The organism is Shewanella algae (assembly GCF_009183365.2).
In the GTDB taxonomy this organism is placed as follows: domain Bacteria; phylum Pseudomonadota; class Gammaproteobacteria; order Enterobacterales; family Shewanellaceae; genus Shewanella; species Shewanella algae.
This window is the reverse complement of record NZ_CP068230.1, coordinates 1,166,387-1,185,832: the sequence shown is the minus strand read 5'-3', so window position 1 is coordinate 1,185,832 and position 19,446 is coordinate 1,166,387. Positions and strand designations below refer to the sequence as shown.

22 protein-coding genes are annotated in these 19,446 nt (G+C 54.8%); 8 read left to right on the top strand and 14 right to left on the bottom strand.

What is annotated here, in order from left to right:
- Nucleotides 1-128: 128 nt before the first annotated feature.
- From aptA to E1N14_RS05370, 4 genes are all read left to right on the top strand, one after another.
- Nucleotides 129-1,466 (top strand): omega-aminotransferase AptA, encoded by a 1,338-nt coding sequence (gene aptA, locus E1N14_RS05385; RefSeq protein ID WP_025009889.1) that lies wholly within the window; start codon nt 129-131, stop codon nt 1,464-1,466.
- A gap of 16 nt (nt 1,467-1,482) precedes the next feature.
- Nucleotides 1,483-2,967, top strand: coding sequence for a CoA-acylating methylmalonate-semialdehyde dehydrogenase (locus E1N14_RS05380; protein ID WP_025009888.1), 1,485 nt, complete (start codon nt 1,483-1,485; stop codon nt 2,965-2,967).
- Between the two features lie 18 nt (nt 2,968-2,985).
- Nucleotides 2,986-3,348 carry a cupin domain-containing protein gene (locus tag E1N14_RS05375; RefSeq protein WP_025009887.1) on the top strand — a complete coding sequence of 121 codons (363 nt, stop codon included), beginning with the start codon at nt 2,986-2,988 and terminating at the stop codon, nt 3,346-3,348.
- A gap of 119 nt (nt 3,349-3,467) precedes the next feature.
- Nucleotides 3,468-4,190 carry a TorF family putative porin gene (locus E1N14_RS05370; protein ID WP_371873733.1) on the top strand — a complete coding sequence of 241 codons (723 nt, stop codon included), beginning with the start codon at nt 3,468-3,470 and terminating at the stop codon, nt 4,188-4,190.
- A 129-nt stretch (nt 4,191-4,319) separates the two neighbouring features.
- Here E1N14_RS05370 and E1N14_RS05365 read toward each other — a convergent pair whose 3' ends face one another.
- Nucleotides 4,320-4,502, bottom strand: a complete 183-nt coding sequence (locus E1N14_RS05365) for a hypothetical protein (RefSeq protein ID WP_025009885.1) — start codon at nt 4,500-4,502, stop codon at nt 4,320-4,322.
- 208 nt (nt 4,503-4,710) lie between these two features.
- Between E1N14_RS05365 and E1N14_RS05360 the strand changes: the two genes are divergently transcribed.
- Nucleotides 4,711-5,052: a DUF3634 family protein gene (locus E1N14_RS05360; RefSeq protein ID WP_025009884.1), complete on the top strand. Its 342-nt coding sequence runs from the start codon at nt 4,711-4,713 to the stop codon at nt 5,050-5,052.
- Here E1N14_RS05360 and E1N14_RS05355 read toward each other — a convergent pair whose 3' ends face one another.
- From E1N14_RS05355 to E1N14_RS05295, 13 genes are all read right to left on the bottom strand, one after another.
- The gene (locus E1N14_RS05355; RefSeq protein WP_025009883.1) at nt 5,053-5,283 is read right to left on the bottom strand and encodes a hypothetical protein; all 231 of its coding nucleotides are present in this window, start codon (nt 5,281-5,283) and stop codon (nt 5,053-5,055) included.
- 106 nt (nt 5,284-5,389) lie between these two features.
- Nucleotides 5,390-5,950: a DUF3833 domain-containing protein gene (locus E1N14_RS05350; protein WP_025009882.1), complete on the bottom strand. Its 561-nt coding sequence runs from the start codon at nt 5,948-5,950 to the stop codon at nt 5,390-5,392.
- Complete coding sequence (locus E1N14_RS05345; RefSeq protein WP_025009881.1) at nt 5,938-6,636, bottom strand: chalcone isomerase family protein; 699 nt, start codon at nt 6,634-6,636, stop codon at nt 5,938-5,940. Before E1N14_RS05345 ends, E1N14_RS05350 begins: the two co-directional genes overlap by 13 nt.
- 12 nt (nt 6,637-6,648) lie before the next feature.
- Nucleotides 6,649-7,272, bottom strand: coding sequence for a DUF2878 domain-containing protein (locus tag E1N14_RS05340; RefSeq protein WP_062793359.1), 624 nt, complete (start codon nt 7,270-7,272; stop codon nt 6,649-6,651).
- Nucleotides 7,273-7,275: 3 nt separating this feature from the next.
- Nucleotides 7,276-8,535, bottom strand: coding sequence for an SAM-dependent methyltransferase (locus tag E1N14_RS05335; protein WP_062793358.1), 1,260 nt, complete (start codon nt 8,533-8,535; stop codon nt 7,276-7,278).
- Nucleotides 8,536-8,692: 157 nt separating this feature from the next.
- The gene (locus tag E1N14_RS05330; protein WP_062793357.1) at nt 8,693-9,484 is read right to left on the bottom strand and encodes a DUF1365 domain-containing protein; all 792 of its coding nucleotides are present in this window, start codon (nt 9,482-9,484) and stop codon (nt 8,693-8,695) included.
- A complete protein-coding gene (locus E1N14_RS05325) occupies nt 9,481-10,752 on the bottom strand; it encodes an NAD(P)/FAD-dependent oxidoreductase (RefSeq protein ID WP_025009878.1) in 1,272 nt (423 codons plus the stop codon). The genes E1N14_RS05330 and E1N14_RS05325 overlap by 4 nt, the downstream gene beginning before the upstream one ends.
- Nucleotides 10,749-11,498 (bottom strand): SDR family NAD(P)-dependent oxidoreductase, encoded by a 750-nt coding sequence (locus E1N14_RS05320; protein ID WP_025009877.1) that lies wholly within the window; start codon nt 11,496-11,498, stop codon nt 10,749-10,751. The genes E1N14_RS05325 and E1N14_RS05320 overlap by 4 nt, the downstream gene beginning before the upstream one ends.
- A complete protein-coding gene (locus tag E1N14_RS05315; RefSeq protein ID WP_025009876.1) occupies nt 11,495-11,989 on the bottom strand; it encodes a nuclear transport factor 2 family protein in 495 nt (164 codons plus the stop codon). Before E1N14_RS05315 ends, E1N14_RS05320 begins: the two co-directional genes overlap by 4 nt.
- 27 nt (nt 11,990-12,016) lie before the next feature.
- Complete coding sequence (phrB, locus tag E1N14_RS05310; protein ID WP_037436676.1) at nt 12,017-13,516, bottom strand: deoxyribodipyrimidine photo-lyase; 1,500 nt, start codon at nt 13,514-13,516, stop codon at nt 12,017-12,019.
- 1 nt (nt 13,517) lies between these two features.
- Entirely contained in the window at nt 13,518-14,489 is a 972-nt protein-coding gene (locus E1N14_RS05305; RefSeq protein WP_025009874.1) for a MerR family transcriptional regulator, read from the bottom strand.
- Nucleotides 14,479-15,435: a YbgA family protein gene (locus E1N14_RS05300; RefSeq protein WP_062793356.1), complete on the bottom strand. Its 957-nt coding sequence runs from the start codon at nt 15,433-15,435 to the stop codon at nt 14,479-14,481. Before E1N14_RS05300 ends, E1N14_RS05305 begins: the two co-directional genes overlap by 11 nt.
- Nucleotides 15,436-15,736: 301 nt before the next feature.
- A complete protein-coding gene (locus tag E1N14_RS05295) occupies nt 15,737-16,657 on the bottom strand; it encodes a polyprenyl-phosphate transporter (protein WP_025009873.1) in 921 nt (306 codons plus the stop codon).
- Nucleotides 16,658-17,041: 384 nt separating this feature from the next.
- Between E1N14_RS05295 and E1N14_RS05290 the strand changes: the two genes are divergently transcribed.
- The 3 genes from E1N14_RS05290 (at nt 17,042) to E1N14_RS05280 (ending at nt 19,427) form a co-directional block, all read left to right on the top strand.
- Nucleotides 17,042-17,536 (top strand): hotdog fold domain-containing protein, encoded by a 495-nt coding sequence (locus tag E1N14_RS05290; protein ID WP_025009872.1) that lies wholly within the window; start codon nt 17,042-17,044, stop codon nt 17,534-17,536.
- Nucleotides 17,537-17,634: 98 nt separating this feature from the next.
- Nucleotides 17,635-18,801 (top strand): DUF418 domain-containing protein, encoded by a 1,167-nt coding sequence (locus E1N14_RS05285; RefSeq protein WP_025009871.1) that lies wholly within the window; start codon nt 17,635-17,637, stop codon nt 18,799-18,801.
- Nucleotides 18,798-19,427 (top strand): DUF1294 domain-containing protein, encoded by a 630-nt coding sequence (locus E1N14_RS05280; protein WP_025009870.1) that lies wholly within the window; start codon nt 18,798-18,800, stop codon nt 19,425-19,427. The genes E1N14_RS05285 and E1N14_RS05280 overlap by 4 nt, the downstream gene beginning before the upstream one ends.
- The last annotated feature ends 19 nt before the right edge of the window (nt 19,428-19,446 follow it).

The window sequence follows — 19,446 nt, the reverse complement described above, 5'->3', positions numbered from 1 at the left end:
ATATTTTACAAAAATAGATTTTTTGGCATAAATAATTGCACACAGGCCTTCCATGTTCATTATTTCTGACATAGCATAGCGAAATATCAATCACCATTAACAAGCCCGCAACACTAAGGTTAATGCTTATGGCAGAGCTAAAACAACAGGCGAAAACACAGGGCAATCTCGAGCATTACTGGATGCCTTTCAGTGCCAACCGTCAATTCAAGCAGACTCCCAGGCTACTGGCTTCGGCCGAAGGCATGTATTACCGGGATGTCGATGGCCGTCAGGTGCTGGACGGCACTGCAGGTCTTTGGTGCTGTAATGCCGGCCATGGCCGGGCGGAGATCAGTGAGGCGGTCAGCCGTCAGATCCGCGAAATGGACTATGCCCCCAGTTTTCAGATGGGTCATCCGTTGGCATTCGAGTTGGCCGAGCGCCTCAGTGAAATCGCCCCGCCCGGCATGAACCGTATCTTCTTTACCAACTCGGGCTCAGAGTCGGTCGACACCGCACTCAAGCTGGCGCTGTGTTACCACAGAGCCAATGGCGAGCCGAGCCGCAGCCGTTTTATCGGCCGTGAGCTGGGCTATCACGGTGTGGGGTTTGGCGGTATTTCGGTGGGCGGAATTGGCAATAACCGCAAAGGTTTCAGCCCGCAACTCCTCGGCGGCATCGATCATCTGCCCCACACTCTTGATATGGAAGCCAACGCCTTCAGCCGCGGCTTGCCCGAGCATGGCGCCGACAAGGCCGAGGCGCTCGAGGGGCTGATTGCCCTGCATGGCGCAGAGAATATCGCCGCCGTTATCGTCGAGCCCATGTCAGGTTCGGCCGGGGTAATATTGCCTCCCAAGGGCTATCTCAAGCGCCTTCGGGAGATCACTCAAAAATACGGCATCTTGCTGATATTCGATGAGGTAATCACAGGTTTTGGCCGGGTGGGCGGCGCTTTTGCCAGCAACCACTGGGATGTGACTCCGGACATAATGACCACGGCCAAGGCGCTCAACAATGGCGCCATCCCTATGGGCGCGGTGTTTGTGCAGCAAGCGATTCACGATGCCTGTATGCAGGGCCCTGAGACGATGATCGAGTTCTTTCACGGCTATACCTATTCAGGGCATCCGGTTGCGGCCGCGGCGGCACTGGCCACCCTGGATATCTACCGTGACGAAAAGCTGTTTGAGCGCACTACAACGCTGGCGCCCTATTTTGAGCAGGCGCTGCACAGTCTCAAGGGGCTGCCCAATGTCATCGATATTCGCAATACCGGCCTGGTGGGTGGCATTCAACTGGCCCCCAGCCCGCAAGGTGTAGGCAAACGTGGCTATCAGATTTTCGAGCGCTGTTTCTGGCAAGGTGCGCTGGTACGGGCCACCGCCGACATCATCGCCCTCTCACCACCACTGATAGTTGAAGAGTCCCAAATAGATCAACTGATTTCCACCCTGGCCGACGCCATCCAAACCGTCGACTGAAGCACACAGGATAGTTATGCGTATTTACAGCCACTATATAGATGGACATGAGACAGATGGCAGCCAGGCTCAGGCTTCACTGCCCATTTTCAACCCAGCCAACGGCGAAGAGCAAGCCAGAGTCGCCCTCGCCTCTAAGGCAGATACAGAACGGGCGATAGACTCGGCCAAGCAGGCTTTTGACGCTTGGTCAAAGGTATCGCCCCTTAACCGGGCACGGGTACTGTTTCGCTTCAAAGCCCTGGTAGAAGCCCACATGGATGAACTGGCCGAGCTTATCTGCCTGCAACACGGCAAAGTGCTTGAGGATGCCAGGGGCGAGCTGGTTCGAGGGCTGGAAGTGGTGGAGTTTGCCTGCGGCATTCCCCATCTTCTCAAGGGGGAACACACGGAGCAGGTTGGCACTGGCGTCGATGCCTGGAGCATCAATCAACCGCTCGGGGTGGTTGCCGGCATTTCGCCGTTCAATTTCCCTGTGATGGTTCCCATGTGGATGTTCCCGATTGCCATCGCCTGCGGCAATACCTTTGTGATGAAGCCATCGGAAAAGAATCCGGCGCCGGTACTCAGAATTGCCGAGCTGTTGACCCAGGCCGGGCTGCCGGATGGGGTTTTCAATGTTATCAACGGCGACAAGCTGGCGGTAGATACCCTGCTCTGCCATCAGGATGTTCAGGCCATCTCCTTTGTCGGTTCAACGCCTGTCGCCGAGTATATCTACAGTAAGGCATCGGCCCACGGCAAGCGGGTGCAGGCACTCGGCGGCGCCAAGAACCACATGCTGCTGATGCCGGATGCCGATCTGGAACTGGCCAGCAACGCCCTGATGGGTGCGGCCTATGGCTCTGCCGGCGAGCGCTGTATGGCTATTTCCGTGGTACTGGCGGTTGCTGATGTGGCCGATGCCCTGATAGAAAAACTGCAACCCAAGATAGCCGCGCTCAAGGTAGGTAACGGCCTGGAGCCGGGTATGGAAATGGGGCCGCTTATCTCCCGCGCGCATCTGGACAAGGTCTGCAGCTATATAGACAGCGGTATACAGCAGGGCGCAGTTTGCCTGGTAGATGGCCGCAATACCTTGGCAGACAGCGAAGGTTTCTTTCTCGGTGCGACCCTGTTCGATGGCGTAACCCCCGAGATGCAGATTTACCGGGAAGAGATCTTCGGCCCTGTGCTTTGCATAGTCAGGGTGGCCGACTATGACTCGGCGCTGGCTCTTATCAATCAACATGAGTTCGGCAACGGCACCGCCATCTTTACCCAGAGCGGCGAGCTGGCGCGCGACTTTTGCCACTCGGTGCAAGTCGGCATGGTGGGGGTCAATGTGCCTATCCCTGTGCCCATGGCATTTCACAGTTTCGGCGGTTGGAAACGCTCGCTGTTTGGCCCACTGCATATGCACGGCCCGGATGGAGTTCGCTTCTACACCCGGCGCAAAGCCGTTACCGCCCGCTGGCCCAAACAGCTGAGTGCCGATTTCATCATGCCGACCATGAAATAGGGAGAGAGGGAGAGCCTGATGCACATCAACAATATCAGAGTACTGGCGCGTAATACTCCCGAGATAAGTGAATACTCCATCGCCGAGGAAAAGCGTCTGCAGGACGCGCCGCGCCAACGGCTGGAGAACCATTACTCCAGCCCCTGTGAGCAGTTTCATACCGGAATTTGGCAAAGCGAAACAGGTGCTTGGAAAGTTGACTACACTGAGCACGAGTATTGCGAAATCCTCGAGGGTAACAGTGTCATCAGCGATGAGCAGGGAAATCGTCTCGAAGTTGGCCCGGGCGACAGGTTTGTTATCCCGGCCGGGTTTCGCGGCAGCTGGCAGGTAACGGTTCCCTGCCGCAAGCTCTATGTGGTGTTTGAATCCAACAGATAAAAACAAAACCGCCATGAGGTCTCAGCATAGCTGCTGTTGTTTGGCATAAACCAGGCCGCGCCGGAATCTTCCCGGACGGGGCCGGCAAACCAAAGAAGGGAGAAATGCTTGTGAACCAAGTGATAAGAAGATCCAACCCTCTGCTATGGGCACTGCTGCTTGGCGGCGCCATAACCTCAACCTCTGCCATGGCCGAAGTCAGCGGCGAGATAGCCGTGACCAATGACTACCGCTTTAGGGCCGTGTCACAAACCGCCGGTGATTTTGCCGTTCAGGGCGGGCTGGACTGGAGTCACGACTCGGGTTTCTTCGTCGGGGCCTGGGCCAGTAATGTGGAATTCGATGAAGATGGTACTCCCAAAGAGGATCAGGTGGGTGCCGATTTCGAACTGGATGTCTACCTGGGTTACGCCGGTGAAATCAACGACAACCTGGCCTATGACATTACCCTGCTGCGCTATATGTACCCGGGCGACAATGTCTCTCAGGACTACAACGAAATCTCTTTCGGCCTGGAGTTCAGTGATTTTAGGGCTGCCTACTGGTACACCAATGACTATGCGGGTTCAGATCTGGACTATCACTATGCCGAGCTGAACTATAGTTATGAGTTTGCCGAAAACTGGAGCCTGGATCTGCACCTGGGTTACAACTTCGGCGATGCGCCCGATGACGATATGGGCAAGTATCTGGATTACTCCATAGGTGTCTCTACTGAGATTGCCGGTTTTGGTCTGTCTGTGGCCTGGTTGGACACAGATATAGATTCGGATGCCGAGATCAGCAGTGGTACCTTCCAGAATGACGGCACTGTGCTGGCGAGTGTCAGTTACGCTTTCTAAGCAGCAAAATTGCGCTTCCCAGGCAAGCCATAGGACAGACCTGCACGGGCAAGCCCCATCTTCCTCCCACCAACCAAAAGTAAAAGAGCCGCTCCCTGAGCGGCTCTTTTGTATAAATTGATTCAGTTCTCAACGCAGTGGCGGTATGTGAGGGGTATCGCCCTGACGCACCTGTTGTTTGACGTCTTGCCAGCTATGGGTGAGGTGTTGCAGTTGTTTTCGCCGCTCGGGAAACTGCTCACTGAGCTTTCCCATCAGTTCCACTTGTTTGTCACAGATTTGCGCCCAGCGCTCGGCATTGGAAAGGTACATGGCTTCATCCTTGATCTTGGCTTGTGGTAAAACAGATATTCCTGAACAAATAATAACCAAGGATAGCCAATTTGCCAGTCCTTTTAGCCTTATCACAAAAATCCGCCTTGGATGCACTGTCAAACGCTACCGCTTGCAGGTATAACTGAGGATATAAGATAACACCCGGATAACAGTATTCACTCTTGGTGAAACAAGGAGTCTCACTATGGCCACTATGTTAAAAATATTCTTTATCGCCCTGGCGTTAGTGCTTATCTACAAACTGGTTTTCACTAACAAAAAAGGGGTGACAATATTTGAAATGCATTTCAAGGACGGTCGTATGACCTCCCACAAGGGTAAGATCCCGGAGAGGTTTGAACGCGAATGCCGCGCCTTGGTCAAGAAAGAGAAACTCACCTGTACAGTACGCGCCGAACGCAGTGGTGAAGTGCGGCTGCACATCAGCGCCAATGCCGGAGATGCCAATATTCAGCGCCTGCGCAACCTATTTCCCTTCGAATACTATGACCGCAAGCAGAGCGACAACAGCAAACAACTAGGCTGATCAGCGTTTAGCGGGAAACACTTGAGGGTCGATTTTACCTTCCCGGCGCGCATCATCTATGATCCTCTGGTTATCCTGTGCCATGGGATCTTCGGCGGGGAGATTGGGGTCCACCCGCTCCTCCTCGGGCGCTTTAAAACTGAAATCAATACCACTCGAGCAACCGCCAAGGGATACCAGTGCCAATAAGCCCATTGAAACCCATGGCAGTACAGCGGATTTTTTGTTCATCGTTATTTAAACCTGTGTTGATAGACTGTTACCATTTAAACAGATCTAAGCTTAACCCAGGCTGAGACTCAGCGTTAGTCATGCCATACGATTAATCGTCGCTCTGCTACTTGTCTTCCAACCTACGGATCACCAGAGTCACCTCCCCCACCGTTAGGCCCCATTTGCGGATCTCGCTACGGTTGATTATGGTGTCCGGCGCCGTTTGATACATCCAGTCGTCGAAATGCACTTGATACTCGCCGCTATCGAGCTTCAGCAGCATGTCGTAGCGCCAGCGCAGGGCAAAGCCCTCTGCTTGCCCTTCTGCCACCCCCAGAATATCCTCGGCTCTGCCCTGGTAGCGGCCATCGGCAAGCTTGGTAATGTGCCAGGTTCGCTCGGCAAGCTCACCATCGTCATACTCAAACCACTCCTGCAACACACCCTGATTCCCCTGCCAACTGCCCGTCATCCGGACATTGAAACGGCGCACCACCTGGCCGCTGTAATCTTCCACCATGCCTGAAGCCTGCAGCTCCCCGTTAAAGAATTGCTGCAGATCCAACTTAGGTTCGCTGGCGCTATAGTCATGAATATCGACACTGCCGCAACCGCTCAGTCCAAGCATCAGAAGTAACAACCAAACCTTGGTGAAACCGATAAACCTGCTCATTAACATTTGCATGCCTGCTCTCCTATCAACTGAGCTCTCAGCTGCGGCTGACTGCTGCGCTCTGACAACCAAATCGCCAAAAAGGCGCCGGCAAAACGCTTATGCTCGCTCGAAGCGCTCTCATCTATGGCAATCGCGGCTAACGGCTTGTCGTTGAACAGAAAGTATCCCTGCTGCGGCCCGTTTGCCACAAAGCTCAATCTGTCACCCTGCTCCACATCCGGCCAGAGCCCTTCAAGCAGCGCCAACCAAGCGGATATCTGCTCTCTGTCGTATCCCAAGTGCAGCCACTGGTGTTTGGTGGCCTCCAGGAGTCGCGAGGCGGGGATATCCCGGTAATACTGAATTTCCAGCTGCTGCGGGAAGCTATTGGGCTGGTAACTACCATCCGGCGTCAGCAACCTGGCCCGATAAAGGGTTATAAACCACCAGTCCATTTCACCGCGGCCCACTTCCCGAAAGCTGGCAAGCTCCGCCTTTGATGGCTCGACCTGGGCAGCTTTGGGCTCAGATGTCTGCACTTGGCTCTGCGCTTGAGCCTGCTGCGCTTGAGTCTGCTGTGCTTGAATCTGTAAATTGTCTGCCCATCCCTGAGTGGGTAGGCCAAGCAGTATCATCAGCAGCCCGGCAAAGCCTGGGTTATGCAGCTTACCGACTTGCTTTGCTCCCTTGTTTACACCCTTGATGAATCGTTTCATTGCCGGTCTCCGTCAGAGAAATCCTTTGGTTGGGCGATTTGCGCCCCATTCAAGCCTGAAATTGCAATAACTTAACAGTGGCAGCAGCAGCGACCAGATGAGTATCAACAAGCTAAAGGTAGCCGATTGTCCCAGGGGCCAAGCCACGGCCTCCAACCTGAATGCCGCCAGGTAACTGCCGGCGCCACCCACTGCGCCAAAGAGCACCTGCTGCCATTTGGGCAAGTCCCTGAGCCAGGCCAGACTCACCCCCAACGTCGCGGCAAAATGCCCCCAAAGGCAACAGAGCCACAAGGGTAAAAGCCGCGAGGGACTGTCAAACTCAAATACTCCGCCAAGGTACAGCATGGCGTCCAAGGCTATGCCGATAACAGCCGGTATAAGCACGGCGTTGAATGTTTTCATGCTGTATCCGGTACGCTTTACGTTTTGCCCTGCCAGTTGGCTGTGCTCATCCCCGGCATTCTCTGCCATGAGGGCTGAGCGGTAGCCCGGATTGACAAGCAGCAACTGGACACAAAGCAGCAAGAGAGCAAACACCAGCGCCTGATTGGCAAACAGGATCAAAGACCACCAGCCCAACTGGAAAATGGCCGCATTGAGCAGCAGAAAAAACCAGGGTGAAGAGAGTCTCATGGCCTAACCTGCAATTTGTCTTGAGCTGAGCGGACGATAGCCGTCCTTGACCGCAGTCAGTTGCACTGTGCTTATGGTGCGCTCAAGAAAACCACCCTCGCAGTAACTCAGATAAAACTTCCACATACGCACAAAATCTTCACCATAGCCGAGTTCGCGCACCCGCTCTCTGGCGTCATCGAAGTTGGCATGCCAGTCATTCAGGGTGCGTGCATAGTCGAGACCTATATCATCCAACGACCAGAGGGTCATGGAGGTTTGCCGCTGCAAGTGGCGCGTCATCTCGGTGACAGATGGCAGGCAGCCGCCGGGGAAAATATAGCGCTGAATAAAATCCACCCCTTTGCGATAGCTGTCATAGCGTTGATCTTTAATGGTGATCGCCTGCAGTAACAGCTTGCCGCTCGGCTTGAGCAGGGCATCCAGTCCGGCAAAAAAGCCCGGCAGATAATCGTGGCCTACAGCCTCTATCATCTCTATTGAAACCAAACGGTCATACTGGCCGCTGAGCTGGCGATAATCCTGCCGCAACAGGGTAATGCGCTCACTCAGTCCTTCGGCGGCAACCCGTTCACTGGCATATTGGTACTGGGCATCGGAAATAGTGGTAGTGGTTACCTTGACGCCATAGTGTTTGGCAGCATAGATAGCCAGGGCGCCCCAACCGGTACCGATTTCCAGCAGAGTCATGCCGGGCTGCAGATCCAGCCGCTCGCAAATCAGTTGCAGCTTGTACTGCTGCGCCTCATCCAACTGCGCCTCTTCATGGGGATAGACGGCGCTTGAGTAGAGCAGCTCAGGGTCGAGAAATGCCTGATACAAGGGATTGCCCAGATCATAGTGCGCCAGAATATTGCGCTTTGAACCTGCCTTTGAGTTTCGGCGCAGCAGGTGTTTCACCCGGCTAACTGTGTTGGAAAACCAGGAAAACCGTTTCTCTATCTTATCCAGCAGCGGCAGATTACGGGCAAACAGGCGTACCACGGCGGTAACATCCGGACTGGACCAGTGCCCCTGAATATAGGCTTCACCGGCGCCGATAGAGCCGCCCAGAATCACCTGGCGAAAAAAGCGCTCATCGTGAATACGAATTATGGCAACCAGGTCTGCATCGAGCGGGCCGAAGGTCCACTGCTCACTCCCCAACTGCAGTTTAAGACAACCGCCCTCCATGGCATTCAAGGCCTGTTGCATGACTCTGGCCCATAGACTCTTGCCGCTGGCGGCCAACTGCTGTCTGTTTTTGGCTACTGTGTTTTCCATCTCATTCTCCAATGTTTGCTGTCACATTCGGGAAATTTCCAAACCTTTAGGGAATTCTTGCAAAGGACTAGGGCCATTTGCTGCGAACCACGCCTTGCATCCAAGCCCGTAAGCCGACGCAGAGTACACATGGGACTTGTTCGCACCTTCCTTAGCATCAGTCCGTGCCGCCCTGAGGCTTGCGCTCGTATGGCACAAAGGGCACCCGCTTAAGCCACAAACGCAGCGCTTGCCAATAGATGAGCCAAAGAATTTTCAGGCTCATCAAGGGAAAGCCCCACAGATAACGCCTGAGCTCACGACCATTGAAGGGACGGCGTTTGAGGCTTAATACCGCATCGAAGCTGGCCTTTTGCGACTCGGGTGTCGGCCCTGCCACGTCCCCCTTGCCGGGCAGATTGCTGATCCGCAAATCGAGCCGCTCTGCCGGCGCCGGAATATGCCAGCGATAGCGATAATCCAGCGACATAAAAGGCGATACATGGAAGCACTTGTCGCCAAGTGCCGGCGCCTCGGCCGACACCAGATAACAGTGACGCTCATTCCAAGGGGTATTGCTCACCTCAGCCAACAGGTATTTATACTCATCACCTTGAAAGCAGTAGAAAAAGTTGACCGGGCTGAAATAGAGTCCAAAGTGGCGCAGTTGCCCGGCGAACAGCACACTGTCGCAGCCGGCCTCGCCGCCGAGGGCAATCACCTTATCCAGCACCCGCTGTTTCAGCGAGGTGGCAGTATTCGATTCTGAAGCCGCCTTGAGATAATCCTGCTGCCGAAAACGCAGCGCAGACCAAGGGGATTCACCAAACAAGCCGCTCAGGGACGAAAGCCTTGGCAAGTCATCCAAGTCCAGCAGCATCAGGGCAAAGGGATAGCGAAAACAGTGTCTTACCGGTGTTAGCCTCAAGTGGCTGACGCTGCCGAGGTAGATACCCGTTTCAGGTTTCATAGGCTTACCCCGAACCTTTCACAAACATCCAGGGCGCTGCGCACCCCGTCTTCATGAAAGCCGTTGTACCAGTAGGCGCCGACAAAATGGATACGGTCTTGGCCGCAGATCTCGCTGCGGCGTTGCTGCGCCGCCTGGCTCTGTTCATTGAATACCGGGTGAGCATAGACAAAGCGTTTGAGCACCTTGTCCTTGGCTATCGCCTCATCCTGATTCAGGGTCACCAAAAAATCCGGCGCAGACTTTGGCAGGCGCTGCAAAATATTCATGTTATAGGTTACGCAGGCGGGACGGCTGGCATCGCCATCGAGACGATAATTCCAACTGGCCCAGGCGGCGCGGTGCTTCGGCAGCAACGAGGTGTCTGTATGCAAGGTCACCTGGTTATCCTGGTATTTAAGCCTGGAGAGTATCTCCCGCTCCAGCTCACTGGCGTCACCGAGCATGGCCAGCGCCTGATCGCTGTGGCAGCCGAGGATCACCTGATCGAACTCATGCCAGCTATCCTTGACTCTGAGCTGCACGCTCCCCGCTTGGCGGCGGATTTGTTCTACAGGCGAGTTGAGATGCACCCACTCGGCAAAGGGCGCGCTGAGCGCCGGAATGTAACTGCGGGAGCCGCCTTCGAGCACATACCACTGCGGCCGATTGCTGACGGCCAACAGTCCATGATGTTCAAAGAAACGGATAAAGAAAGGCAGCGAGAAGGCGCGCATATCCTGAATACTGGACGACCAGATAGCGGCGCCCATCGGCAGGATATAGTGTTGACAGAAGAAGTCGGAGAACCCCTGCTGTTCGAGAAATTCACCCAGTGTCACCGCCGGGTAACGACCGCTTTGATACAAGGCTTTGCAGCGGCTGTTGAAGGCCAAAATCTCCCTCAGGAACCCCCAGAAAATCGGACTCAGCAGGTTGCGCTTTTGCGCAAACAGGGTCGCCAGGCTATGGCCGTTGTATTCAAGACCGCTGACAAGGTTTTGCACCGAGAAGCTCATCTCGGTCGCCAGCGCCTTGATACCGACCCGGGCCATCAAGGCCTGAAACCTGGGATAGGTGCGGTCGTTGAATACAATAAACCCTGTGTCTATGGCGTAGGGTTTGCCGCCAAGCTCAACATCCACAGTGGCCGTATGACCGCCCAGATAATCGGCGGCTTCAAACAACGTCACCTCATACTGCTGCGACAACAGATAACCACAAGTGAGCGAGGAGATCCCCGAACCGACTATGGCGATGCGCGGCTTGTTGCCGGTTGAAACTGTCATACTGGGCTCCCGTTTTTTGCAGAGGGTTTACCAAGGGCGGCGGCCAGCCAACTGCGGGGCAGCCAGCTCAGCAGAGTCAGCAGCCAGATAAAGCGCCCGGGAAAGGCAATCAGGCGCCGTCTGGCGGCCAGGGCTTGGATGATGGTGTTGGCGGCTTTATCGGCGGAGATCCGCATCGGCATGGCGAAGTCATTTTTGTCGGTGAGCGGCGTTTTAACAAAACCAGGGCGAATTTCGCTGACGTCTATTCCCTTGTGGGCCAGATCGAGCCGCAAGCTCTGCGCCAGGTAACTGATCCCGGCCTTGGAGGCGCCATAGGCCTCCGCCCGCGGGAAAGGCAGCATCACAACGCTTGAGCTCATCAGCGCCAGTTGGCTGCCACGGGCAAGCAAAGGCATAAAGGCTTCCAGGCAATAGCCCACAGCCAACAGATTGGTGCGGATAACCCGCTCAAACAGGGCGCTGTCAAAGGCCATGGCCTCGTCTATGTACTCACAGGTACCGGCGTTGAGCAGCAGCAGATCCACACCATCGGCTTGGCCTAACTCCAGTTTGAGCTTGCTGCCAAGCTTAAGCACCGAGTCTCTGTCTGTGACATCGAACCTCAAAGGCTCGCAGCCTTCGAGGTCGGCCAGAGCTTGTTCATTACGGCCACAGGCCAAGACCCGCCAACCGGCGGCGGCATATTGTCTGGCGAGCTCGGCACCTATCCCTGAGCTGGCACCCGTGATCAATACCGTCTTCATCGGCTTGCCCTGCCCTTGACCATGCGCACCACTGAGCCCAGCAGTGGCAACTGTTCATAGAGCATCTGCCCCAGATCCAGATAATCCCTGTGGTAATGGATTTTGTCGCCAAACTTGATGAGGCTGATACCATCGACGCTGATACTCTGACCCCGGTTCAACTTGGGGTGACAATACTTCATCTGCCAACTGATGGCGGCCTGATCACCGGCGGGCAAGACATCAGTGATCTCAAAGGCGATTTCGGTCAGGTTGCGATACAAACCGGCAAAATACTGTTCCAGTTGCTCAAGCCCCTCCAGTCGGTGCATGGGATCGCAAAAACAGATCTCAGGCGCGTAGACGGCCTGCAGCCTATGGCGCAATGTGGGCAATTGCTCGGGGCCCAGGGATTGATACAAGGCAATAAATGCCTGAATAATCTCCTGAGACTGCGGCGATGCCGGCAGTGAAGCGGGTGCTATGTCCGCAGTGACTGAGTGGCTGGTCATGATAATCCCTCGGCTAATGAACTGAGTTCAGGCAGACTTTTTCAACACGGCCAGGGCGGTCAACGCCCTTTGCCGCGCCGCGCTGTGCTCGACTATCGGTGGCGGATAAGCCGCAGTGGCAAACAGACTCGGCTCGGTGAAGCGGGACGATGCAGCTGTGCCCGGATGGTGTATCTGCTTAAGCGGCCAGTGCGCCAGTTCAGGCAGATAACGGCGGATAAAACTGGCGTCGGGGTCGAACTTTTCGCTCTGGCTCATGGGGTTGAAGATCCTGAAATAGGGCTGGGCATCACAGCCGGTGCCGGCAGACCACTGCCAGCCGCCGTTATTGGCCGCCAGGTCGCCATCTATCAGGGTGCGGCGAAAATACTGCTCGCCCCAACGCCAGTCCACCAATAGGTGTTTGGTGAGGAAGCTGGCGGTCACCATTCGCAGCCGATTGTGCATCCAGCCGGTCTGGTTTAGCTGACGCATGGCGGCATCCACCAGCGGATAACCGGTGCGGCCCTCGCACCAGGCGGCAAACTCTTGCGGGTCGTTCCGCCAGACTATGTCATCGCCGAGCACGTTGAAGTTGCGGCCCATACACAGCTGGGGCCAGGCGTGCAGCAGATGGCGGTAAAACTCGCGCCAGGCCAGCTCAGCCAGCCAGCTGCGACCCGGACTATTGTCCTCTGCCATAGCCTCGGGGAAGCGATTGAGCAACGCCGCCACACATTGCCGCGGGCTGAGAATACCAAACGCCAGATAGGGCGACAGGCAACTGGTGCCATCGAGCGCCGGGAAATCCCGCTCCTGGCCGTAATCGGCAAGCTGATTGGCAATAAAACTATCGAGCCGCTGCCTGGCCGCCCCTTCACCCACTGGCCAGTGATGGCTGTCTTGTTTACTGCCTTGATTGCTGACCTTAAAACTCAGCTCTGCGGGTTCGGGTAAAGCCGGGGCCAGAGGCGCAGGTACCGGCAGCGGCGTTATCGCCTCTCTTCCCAGCAGCTCACGCCAGCGGCGAAAGAAGGGGGTAAATACCCGATACATTTCGCCGCCTTGGGTACAAACGCTCCCTGGCGGCAGCAAACAGTGCTCATCGGTAAACTGCAGGCCTACCCCTATAGTCCTGGTAAGCTGCGCCAGCGCCTGATCCCGGCGCTGCTCGTTAATCTCCACCTCGCGCCCGGCAAAAATCTGCTTAACGCCCTGGCGTTGGCAATACGCCTCGACAGTGGCATTCACCAAAGAGAAATCGTCACAGTGCAGTAAATCAAAAGCTATCCCCAAAGATGCCAACGCCCGTTGCAGTTGATTGACGCTGCGTTCGATGAAATCGAGTTGCATGGGACCAACAGAGTGCTGCTGCCACTGCGCTGGAGTCTCAATATAAAAACCCCGCAGCGGCAGATCTTGGGCCCTTGCCGCTTCGCACGCCAGCCACAGAGCCTGGTTATCTGAAGTGCGCAGATCGCTGCGAAACCAGATGGCAACACAGGCCTTTTCACGGGAAGGCACATGATTGGGCAAAGACTGGGACATGTTACTTGTCCTCCGGTTGTTTTGAGGCGGACTCGGCCTGCGCCAGCAGTGCCAATATGGCGGCATTGCTGCTGCAAAGCACAGGACTCTTGACGGGCTCCCGGTCCTTCTTGCCCCCTTTTTCAGTCATAGCCAGTTCCTTGGCATAGTGCTCAAAGGCATTGGCATGAGCCGCCACATAATCCCCGCTCAAGATCAGCGGATAATCCAAAGCACTCGCCAGCTGGAACAGGGCTTTGACACTGCTGCCGGGCAACTGGGAAGGCGGCAGCAACAAGAGTCCCTGCAGCGGCAGCCTGTGTGCCAAGAGTTGCAGCCCCTGGCCTTCCAAAGGCTCCTCTATATTGAGCGGCAACAGGCTGACACCCCGGGTGATAAGCTCCAGTTGCAGCAAGATCTCACTCCATGCCGGCTGCTTGCCAAGCGGCAGATAAAGAAGTTGCCAGCGGGGTTTCTGGCGCAGCAACTGCTCGCTACGGGCGCCGACATAGTGAGCCAGACGGCTTTCGAGCCAACTGCGGACAAGCGCTCCGTCGAGGCGTTCATCGAGCTGGGTGTCCAAAACTTGCAACCAATGGCGCAGGCGCCGACAACACAGGGCGATGGGATAGAGGGCACTGAATTCATCCAGCAAGCGGCCAAAGCGGGCACTACTGAGAGAAAGTGCCGCCTCGGTGAGACTGCTGCTGAACTTCAGCCAGTCGTCGTCTTCATTTTCTTGCTGCAGCTGTTTTTCTGTCTGGCCACTGAGCAGTGGCTTGACCTTGCTGATGGCCACGCCCTGCTCAAGCCAGGAGAGGATTTCACGGATCTGCTGAACCTGCTCCTGAGTGTAGAGTCTATGGCCCTTGGGGGTGCGCTGCGGGATAACCAGTCCAAACCGTCGCTGCCAGGCGCGCAAGGTGACAGGATTCACCCCGGTCAGTCTGGCGACTTCGCCGATGGAAAGGTTGGCAATGTTATCAGTAGGCATAACGCAGTTTTAACTCCTGTGGATGAGGGTTGAGATAAACCTGGGCCGCAATATACGGCTGCGGATGCTCCCTCAAGTAATGTTTAATCAATGTCAGCGGCACCAACAGAGGTTGCAGCCCCTGACGATATTCATCTATCGCCTGACTGAGCTCAGCCTTCTGTGCCTTGGTCAGTTTTTGTTTGAAATAGCCCTGAATATGCTGCAGCGCGCTGGTGTGATTGCGGCGACTGGCCTTGTTTTTCAGCGCCTCCATAAAGCCTTCAAAGTAACGCCGGGCAGTTTCCTGCAAGTCTTCACCACCGTCAGCCAGCAAGGGGCCAAGTTGGCGATAATGAGCCGGACTGTGAGCCAACAAGAGGTATTTGTATCTGGCATGAAATTGGGTCAATTTATGCAGGCTCAAGCCGGAGTGCAGCAGACACTGCCAGTCGTGGAAGGCATACACCCGGGTGAAAAAGTTTTCCCTGATCACCAAATCGTTCAAGCGCCCCTCTTCTTCAACCGGCAGTTGTGGCCAGCGTTGCATCAGGGCCTTGGCGAACACACCTATGCCGCTGCGATTCCCCTGATCACTGCCTTCCTTGTAGACAGTGACCCGTTCCATGCCGCAGGTAGGTGATTTGGCACAAAGCAGATAGCCACTTAAAAATCCCAATTCAGCGACTTTTTGCTCACTGAAACTTTGCAGGCTCTCGGTTACATCCAAGCTGGCATCACGGCTCTGGATCCGGATCTCATCACCGCGGCGCACCTGACGTATGCTCTTGCGTGGCGCGCCCATACCTATCGCCATCTCAGGACAGACTGGCACAAAGTCAAAATGCTGCCTAAGCTCCTGCTGGCAATAGACAGAATTCTTATGACCACCGTCAAAACGCACCTGCTGCCCCAACAGGCAGGCACTGATACCCAGTTGAATTCGCTGCGGCTCAAACTTGTACATATTGAGAATCCTTGTATAACCTTGTAGTAGATTAAGGCACACACCTGTACAAGGATCAAGTTTTTGTACAATATTTTTTTTAGCAAAGAGGAACCGACTTGCCTGGCAAGCCATACAAGACCTTAAAAGGAGTCAAGCCCAGCAAGCCTGGGCTATCCGCTGGCGAAGCAAGACCCATCTTGAATGAAACCTGTAACGCAAAGGCATTTAAGAGAGATTCGAAGGGAGATAAAAAACGGGAGCCTTGAGCTCCCGTTTTCTGTCATTGATACCTTTCACTGCAGGGCGCTAGCGCCTGAAATTATTGCTTGTCGGCCCCCAGGCGCTCAACCAGGAGTACCAGGCCAATTCCGGCGGCGGCACACAAGAGCGCCAACCCCAACTGATGCGGCTGCTGTGTCAGTTGCTCAAAGTCAAAGGGAGACAGGTTTTGCTGCACCAGGGGTACCTGCTCACCATGGGAATTGGTGCGCCAGCTCAGCGTCTGTTTCCAGGGCCAGATCTTGCCCAGCGTCCCCAGCATAAGCCCGGTAAGGAAGATAAGGGTGGCATCGTGAAAGCGCCGCAGCAAAGCAGACAGCAGATGGCTGAAACTCAGGATACCTATCACGGCACCGACAGCAAAACAGCCGAGAATATCCAACTGGATATTCTTGGCCGCCGCCAGCACAGCCGGATACAGACCCAATAGCAAGAGGATAAAGCTGCCGGATATCCCTGGCAGTATCATGGCGCATATGGCAATGGCACCGCCAACAAAAATATTAAAGTAGCTGGCCTCCAACTCAACCGGGCTCAGCACGGTAATGCCCCAGGCAAAGGCCACTCCCAGTGCAAAAATCAGTAGCCGTGGCAGTGAAAAACCGCCCTTGACCTGGCGCAACATATGCACCACAGAGATAAGGATCAGCCCGAAAAAGAATGACCATACAGGAATAGGATGATGTGCCAGCAGGTAAGAGATAAGCTTGGCCAGACTCAGAATACTACTGAGGATCCCCGCCAACAGACTCAACAAAAAGGCGCCATTGATATGTGCAAACGCCGCCTTGATCCCGTCGCGGCGTATAATGCCCCAAAGACTGGGATTGATACGGCGAATACTTTCCAGCAGGGTGTCATAGATGCCGGTAATAAAGGCTATGGTTCCCCCGGAAACGCCGGGCACCACATCGGCGGCCCCCATGGCCAGCCCCTTGAGGTAGGTCAACAGAAATTTCACTAGGTTTCCTTACTACTGTTTTGATAATTCTCGCGGATTATACCAATCCTGATTGAAGTTGGATTGTCCAAGGAAGTGATTCTTGCACTTGCAAAGGGTTCACCATTTGCACCTTCCAGAAGAAAGCGTCATTTAAGCACAGCCCCCAGTTACTGCCACGCCATTTTATTCTATCTGTTCAGCCCCAGATCAGATTGGCGTGACCCTCGCTCATCTTAACCAATGCTCTTGGCTCTTTCCTTTTAGCTCTTGCCTCTTGGCTCTTGCCAAAGCGCTCGTCAGCATACACACTCATCCGACCAGAGTAATAACAAAAACATTACCCTATACCAACAAAGAACATCAACAAGGAATACCCACAAGGAATACCCACAAGGAATCACTATGAGTAAAACCGCCAATTCGACCCTGAACTTGTATCACAAATGCAAGCGCCTGCCCTTTGGCAATAAGATATTCTCCTTGCTGGTCAGCCGGATGGCGCCCTACTTTGGCAGTATCAAGCCGATAATCAGTCAGTTGGAGCCCAACTACTGTGAATGCCTGCTGCGTAAACGCCGCGCAGTGGAGAATCACATAGGTACAGTACATGTCATTGCCATCTGCAACGGCCTAGAAATGGCGATGGGAGTCATGGCCGAGGCTTCAATACCACCTCATCTACGCTGGATCCCCAAGGGCATGACGCTGGATTACACCGCCAAGGCCGGCAGCGATATCCGCTGTGTGGCCAAGGTTGATGCCAATGCCTGGCAGCCGGGGGATCTCGATGTCGAGGTGCTCGCCTATGACAGCAATGATATCCTGGTGGTCAAGGGCAGTATCAGGCTCTGGATCTCGGCCAAGCCGGCCAAAAACGCGTCCGAGAAGGGATCATAATTTGAAACAAGCCAGCACTTCCCTCATTCGGGTTTGATTGCTAACTTGGCTCAGCTAATCGAAGCCTTAGACGGTACTCAAGAGTAAGCAGGAAAAAGATGCAGGGACAGCCGGTCAAAATCAGTCACAACCCCAATATCGATGCCGTCAGAGGGCTGGCAGTATTGGGGATATTCTTTCTCAATGTCAGTTTTATGGGCGTCACCTTATATGGTTATGCGCCTTTTCCCGAGTTTCATTTAACCGATGCCATTACCGAAACCCTGAGTAATTTTCTGCTGGAAGGGCGCTTCCTCAGCCTGTTTTCCATGCTCTTCGGTGTCGGCCTCTATATTCAACAACAGAATTTCCTCGCCAGAGGATTGGAGCCCTTCCCCTTAATCCGCTCACGCTTACTCTGGCTGATGCTCTTTGGGGCGCTGCACAGCCTGTTTATCTGGCCGGGGGATATCCTGCTCACCTATAGCATTTGTGGCTTCCTCGCCTGGCATTATCGTAACCTGGAGATTGAAGCACAGCAAAGGCGGGCACTGCTCTTTATCGCCATCGGCACCCTGGCCTATGGTTTGATGATCTTGCTGCCGGGTGATGCAACCTGGATCCGCGGCAACGTCCTCTTCAATGAACAATACAGCGCCTGGACCGGCAGCTATGGCGAGCAGTTGCTGATGCACCTGTTTATGACCTTGTTGATGCTGATTTCCCTGCCATTTACTCTGCTGTGGTTTGTCAGCGGTGTGATGCTGCTGGGGATTAGCCTATATCGTCGCGGGCTGTTTGACCAAGGTTTACCCCAGGGCAAATTGGGGAAATTGCTGGCACTGAGCTTGCTGCTGTCGCTGGCGGACACGATTCTCAGCCTGCAATCCCGCCCCAAACTGGTGATGCTTTCCGATATTCTGGTCATGCTGAGCGCCATTCCCATGGCTATCATCTATGCTCATCTGTTGGTTAAGTTCGGCCGGCGACTGCCATGGCTGCCAAGACGCCTGCAGGCGGTTGGCCGGATCCCCTTGAGCCTGTATATTTTGCAGTCCTGTTTTGGGATCTGGCTGTTTCGCCATCAGGCGCCCGAGTTACTGCTGACACTCGAGCGCATAGACTACCTGGCCATAGCCTTGGGTTATGCCTTGGTTCAGATAATACTGGCCGGCTGCTACCTTAAGTTCTTCAACCAAGGACCGCTGGAATGGCTCTGGCGCCGTCTGGCCTTTGGCAATAAGCCAATCAATAACGCCACGAATACTCACGAGTCAAATACATGAAGTACAAAGGAAAAGTCAGCCATTGGCAGGACGATAAAGGTTTTGGGTTTATCAACCCCAATGACGGCAGTGAACGGGTATTTCTGCACATTAAGTCACTGAGCCTGAGCGGTCGCAGGCCACAAGTGGGCGACGTACTGACCTTTGACATCACACTGGATGACCAGGGCCGGCGCCAGGCAAAACAGGCCTTCTTTCCCGAGGACAGGGGCAGACTCAAACAAAAACAGCGTCAGCAGAATAAGCGCAGCAGTCACGAGTCTTTCGTCGGTAAGCTCACAGTCCTGTTTGCCCTGCTGCTACTGGCTTTAGTGGCACTGGGTAAGCTGCCGCTCTTGGTGCCCGTCTGGTATCTGCTGCTGAGCCTTCTCTGTTATTGGCTCTATGCCAGTGATAAAAAGGCCGCCGAAACTGGCCGCTGGCGCACCAAGGAGTCGACCCTGCAACTGACCGGTTTGCTCGGTGGCTGGCCTGGCGCTTTGCTGGCACGCTACCAGTTTCGCCATAAGACCAGTAAAACAAGTTTCAGACTCCTGTTCTGGTGCTGTGTCGGCCTCAACCTGTTGGCGCTTGGCGCCGCCCTTAAGCTGGGATGGCTGGCACTGCTGCCCGAGATAGCCTTTTAACGGTTGGCTCTAAACTCAA

Bases quoted from the DNA above. Each gene is read 5' to 3' on its own strand.
- E1N14_RS05300 (WP_062793356.1), bottom strand. From the start codon at position 15,435: ATGTACAAGTTTGAGCCGCAGCGAATTCAACTGGGTATCAGTGCCTGC.
- E1N14_RS05325 (WP_025009878.1), bottom strand. From the start codon at position 10,752: ATGACAGTTTCAACCGGCAACAAGCCGCGCATCGCCATAGTCGGTTCG.
- E1N14_RS05290 (WP_025009872.1), top strand. From the start codon at position 17,042: ATGAGTAAAACCGCCAATTCGACCCTGAACTTGTATCACAAATGCAAG.
- E1N14_RS05355 (WP_025009883.1), bottom strand. From the start codon at position 5,283: ATGAACAAAAAATCCGCTGTACTGCCATGGGTTTCAATGGGCTTATTG.
- E1N14_RS05380 (WP_025009888.1), top strand. From the start codon at position 1,483: ATGCGTATTTACAGCCACTATATAGATGGACATGAGACAGATGGCAGC.
- E1N14_RS05320 (WP_025009877.1), bottom strand. From the start codon at position 11,498: ATGAAGACGGTATTGATCACGGGTGCCAGCTCAGGGATAGGTGCCGAG.
- E1N14_RS05375 (WP_025009887.1), top strand. From the start codon at position 2,986: ATGCACATCAACAATATCAGAGTACTGGCGCGTAATACTCCCGAGATA.
- E1N14_RS05330 (WP_062793357.1), bottom strand. From the start codon at position 9,484: ATGAAACCTGAAACGGGTATCTACCTCGGCAGCGTCAGCCACTTGAGG.
- E1N14_RS05280 (WP_025009870.1), top strand. From the start codon at position 18,798: ATGAAGTACAAAGGAAAAGTCAGCCATTGGCAGGACGATAAAGGTTTT.
- aptA (WP_025009889.1), top strand. From the start codon at position 129: ATGGCAGAGCTAAAACAACAGGCGAAAACACAGGGCAATCTCGAGCAT.
- E1N14_RS05350 (WP_025009882.1), bottom strand. From the start codon at position 5,950: ATGCAAATGTTAATGAGCAGGTTTATCGGTTTCACCAAGGTTTGGTTG.
- E1N14_RS05285 (WP_025009871.1), top strand. From the start codon at position 17,635: ATGCAGGGACAGCCGGTCAAAATCAGTCACAACCCCAATATCGATGCC.
- E1N14_RS05305 (WP_025009874.1), bottom strand. From the start codon at position 14,489: ATGCCTACTGATAACATTGCCAACCTTTCCATCGGCGAAGTCGCCAGA.
- E1N14_RS05360 (WP_025009884.1), top strand. From the start codon at position 4,711: ATGGCCACTATGTTAAAAATATTCTTTATCGCCCTGGCGTTAGTGCTT.
- E1N14_RS05335 (WP_062793358.1), bottom strand. From the start codon at position 8,535: ATGGAAAACACAGTAGCCAAAAACAGACAGCAGTTGGCCGCCAGCGGC.
- E1N14_RS05365 (WP_025009885.1), bottom strand. From the start codon at position 4,502: ATGTACCTTTCCAATGCCGAGCGCTGGGCGCAAATCTGTGACAAACAA.
- phrB (WP_037436676.1), bottom strand. From the start codon at position 13,516: ATGTCCCAGTCTTTGCCCAATCATGTGCCTTCCCGTGAAAAGGCCTGT.
- E1N14_RS05315 (WP_025009876.1), bottom strand. From the start codon at position 11,989: ATGACCAGCCACTCAGTCACTGCGGACATAGCACCCGCTTCACTGCCG.
- E1N14_RS05340 (WP_062793359.1), bottom strand. From the start codon at position 7,272: ATGAGACTCTCTTCACCCTGGTTTTTTCTGCTGCTCAATGCGGCCATT.
- E1N14_RS05345 (WP_025009881.1), bottom strand. From the start codon at position 6,636: ATGAAACGATTCATCAAGGGTGTAAACAAGGGAGCAAAGCAAGTCGGT.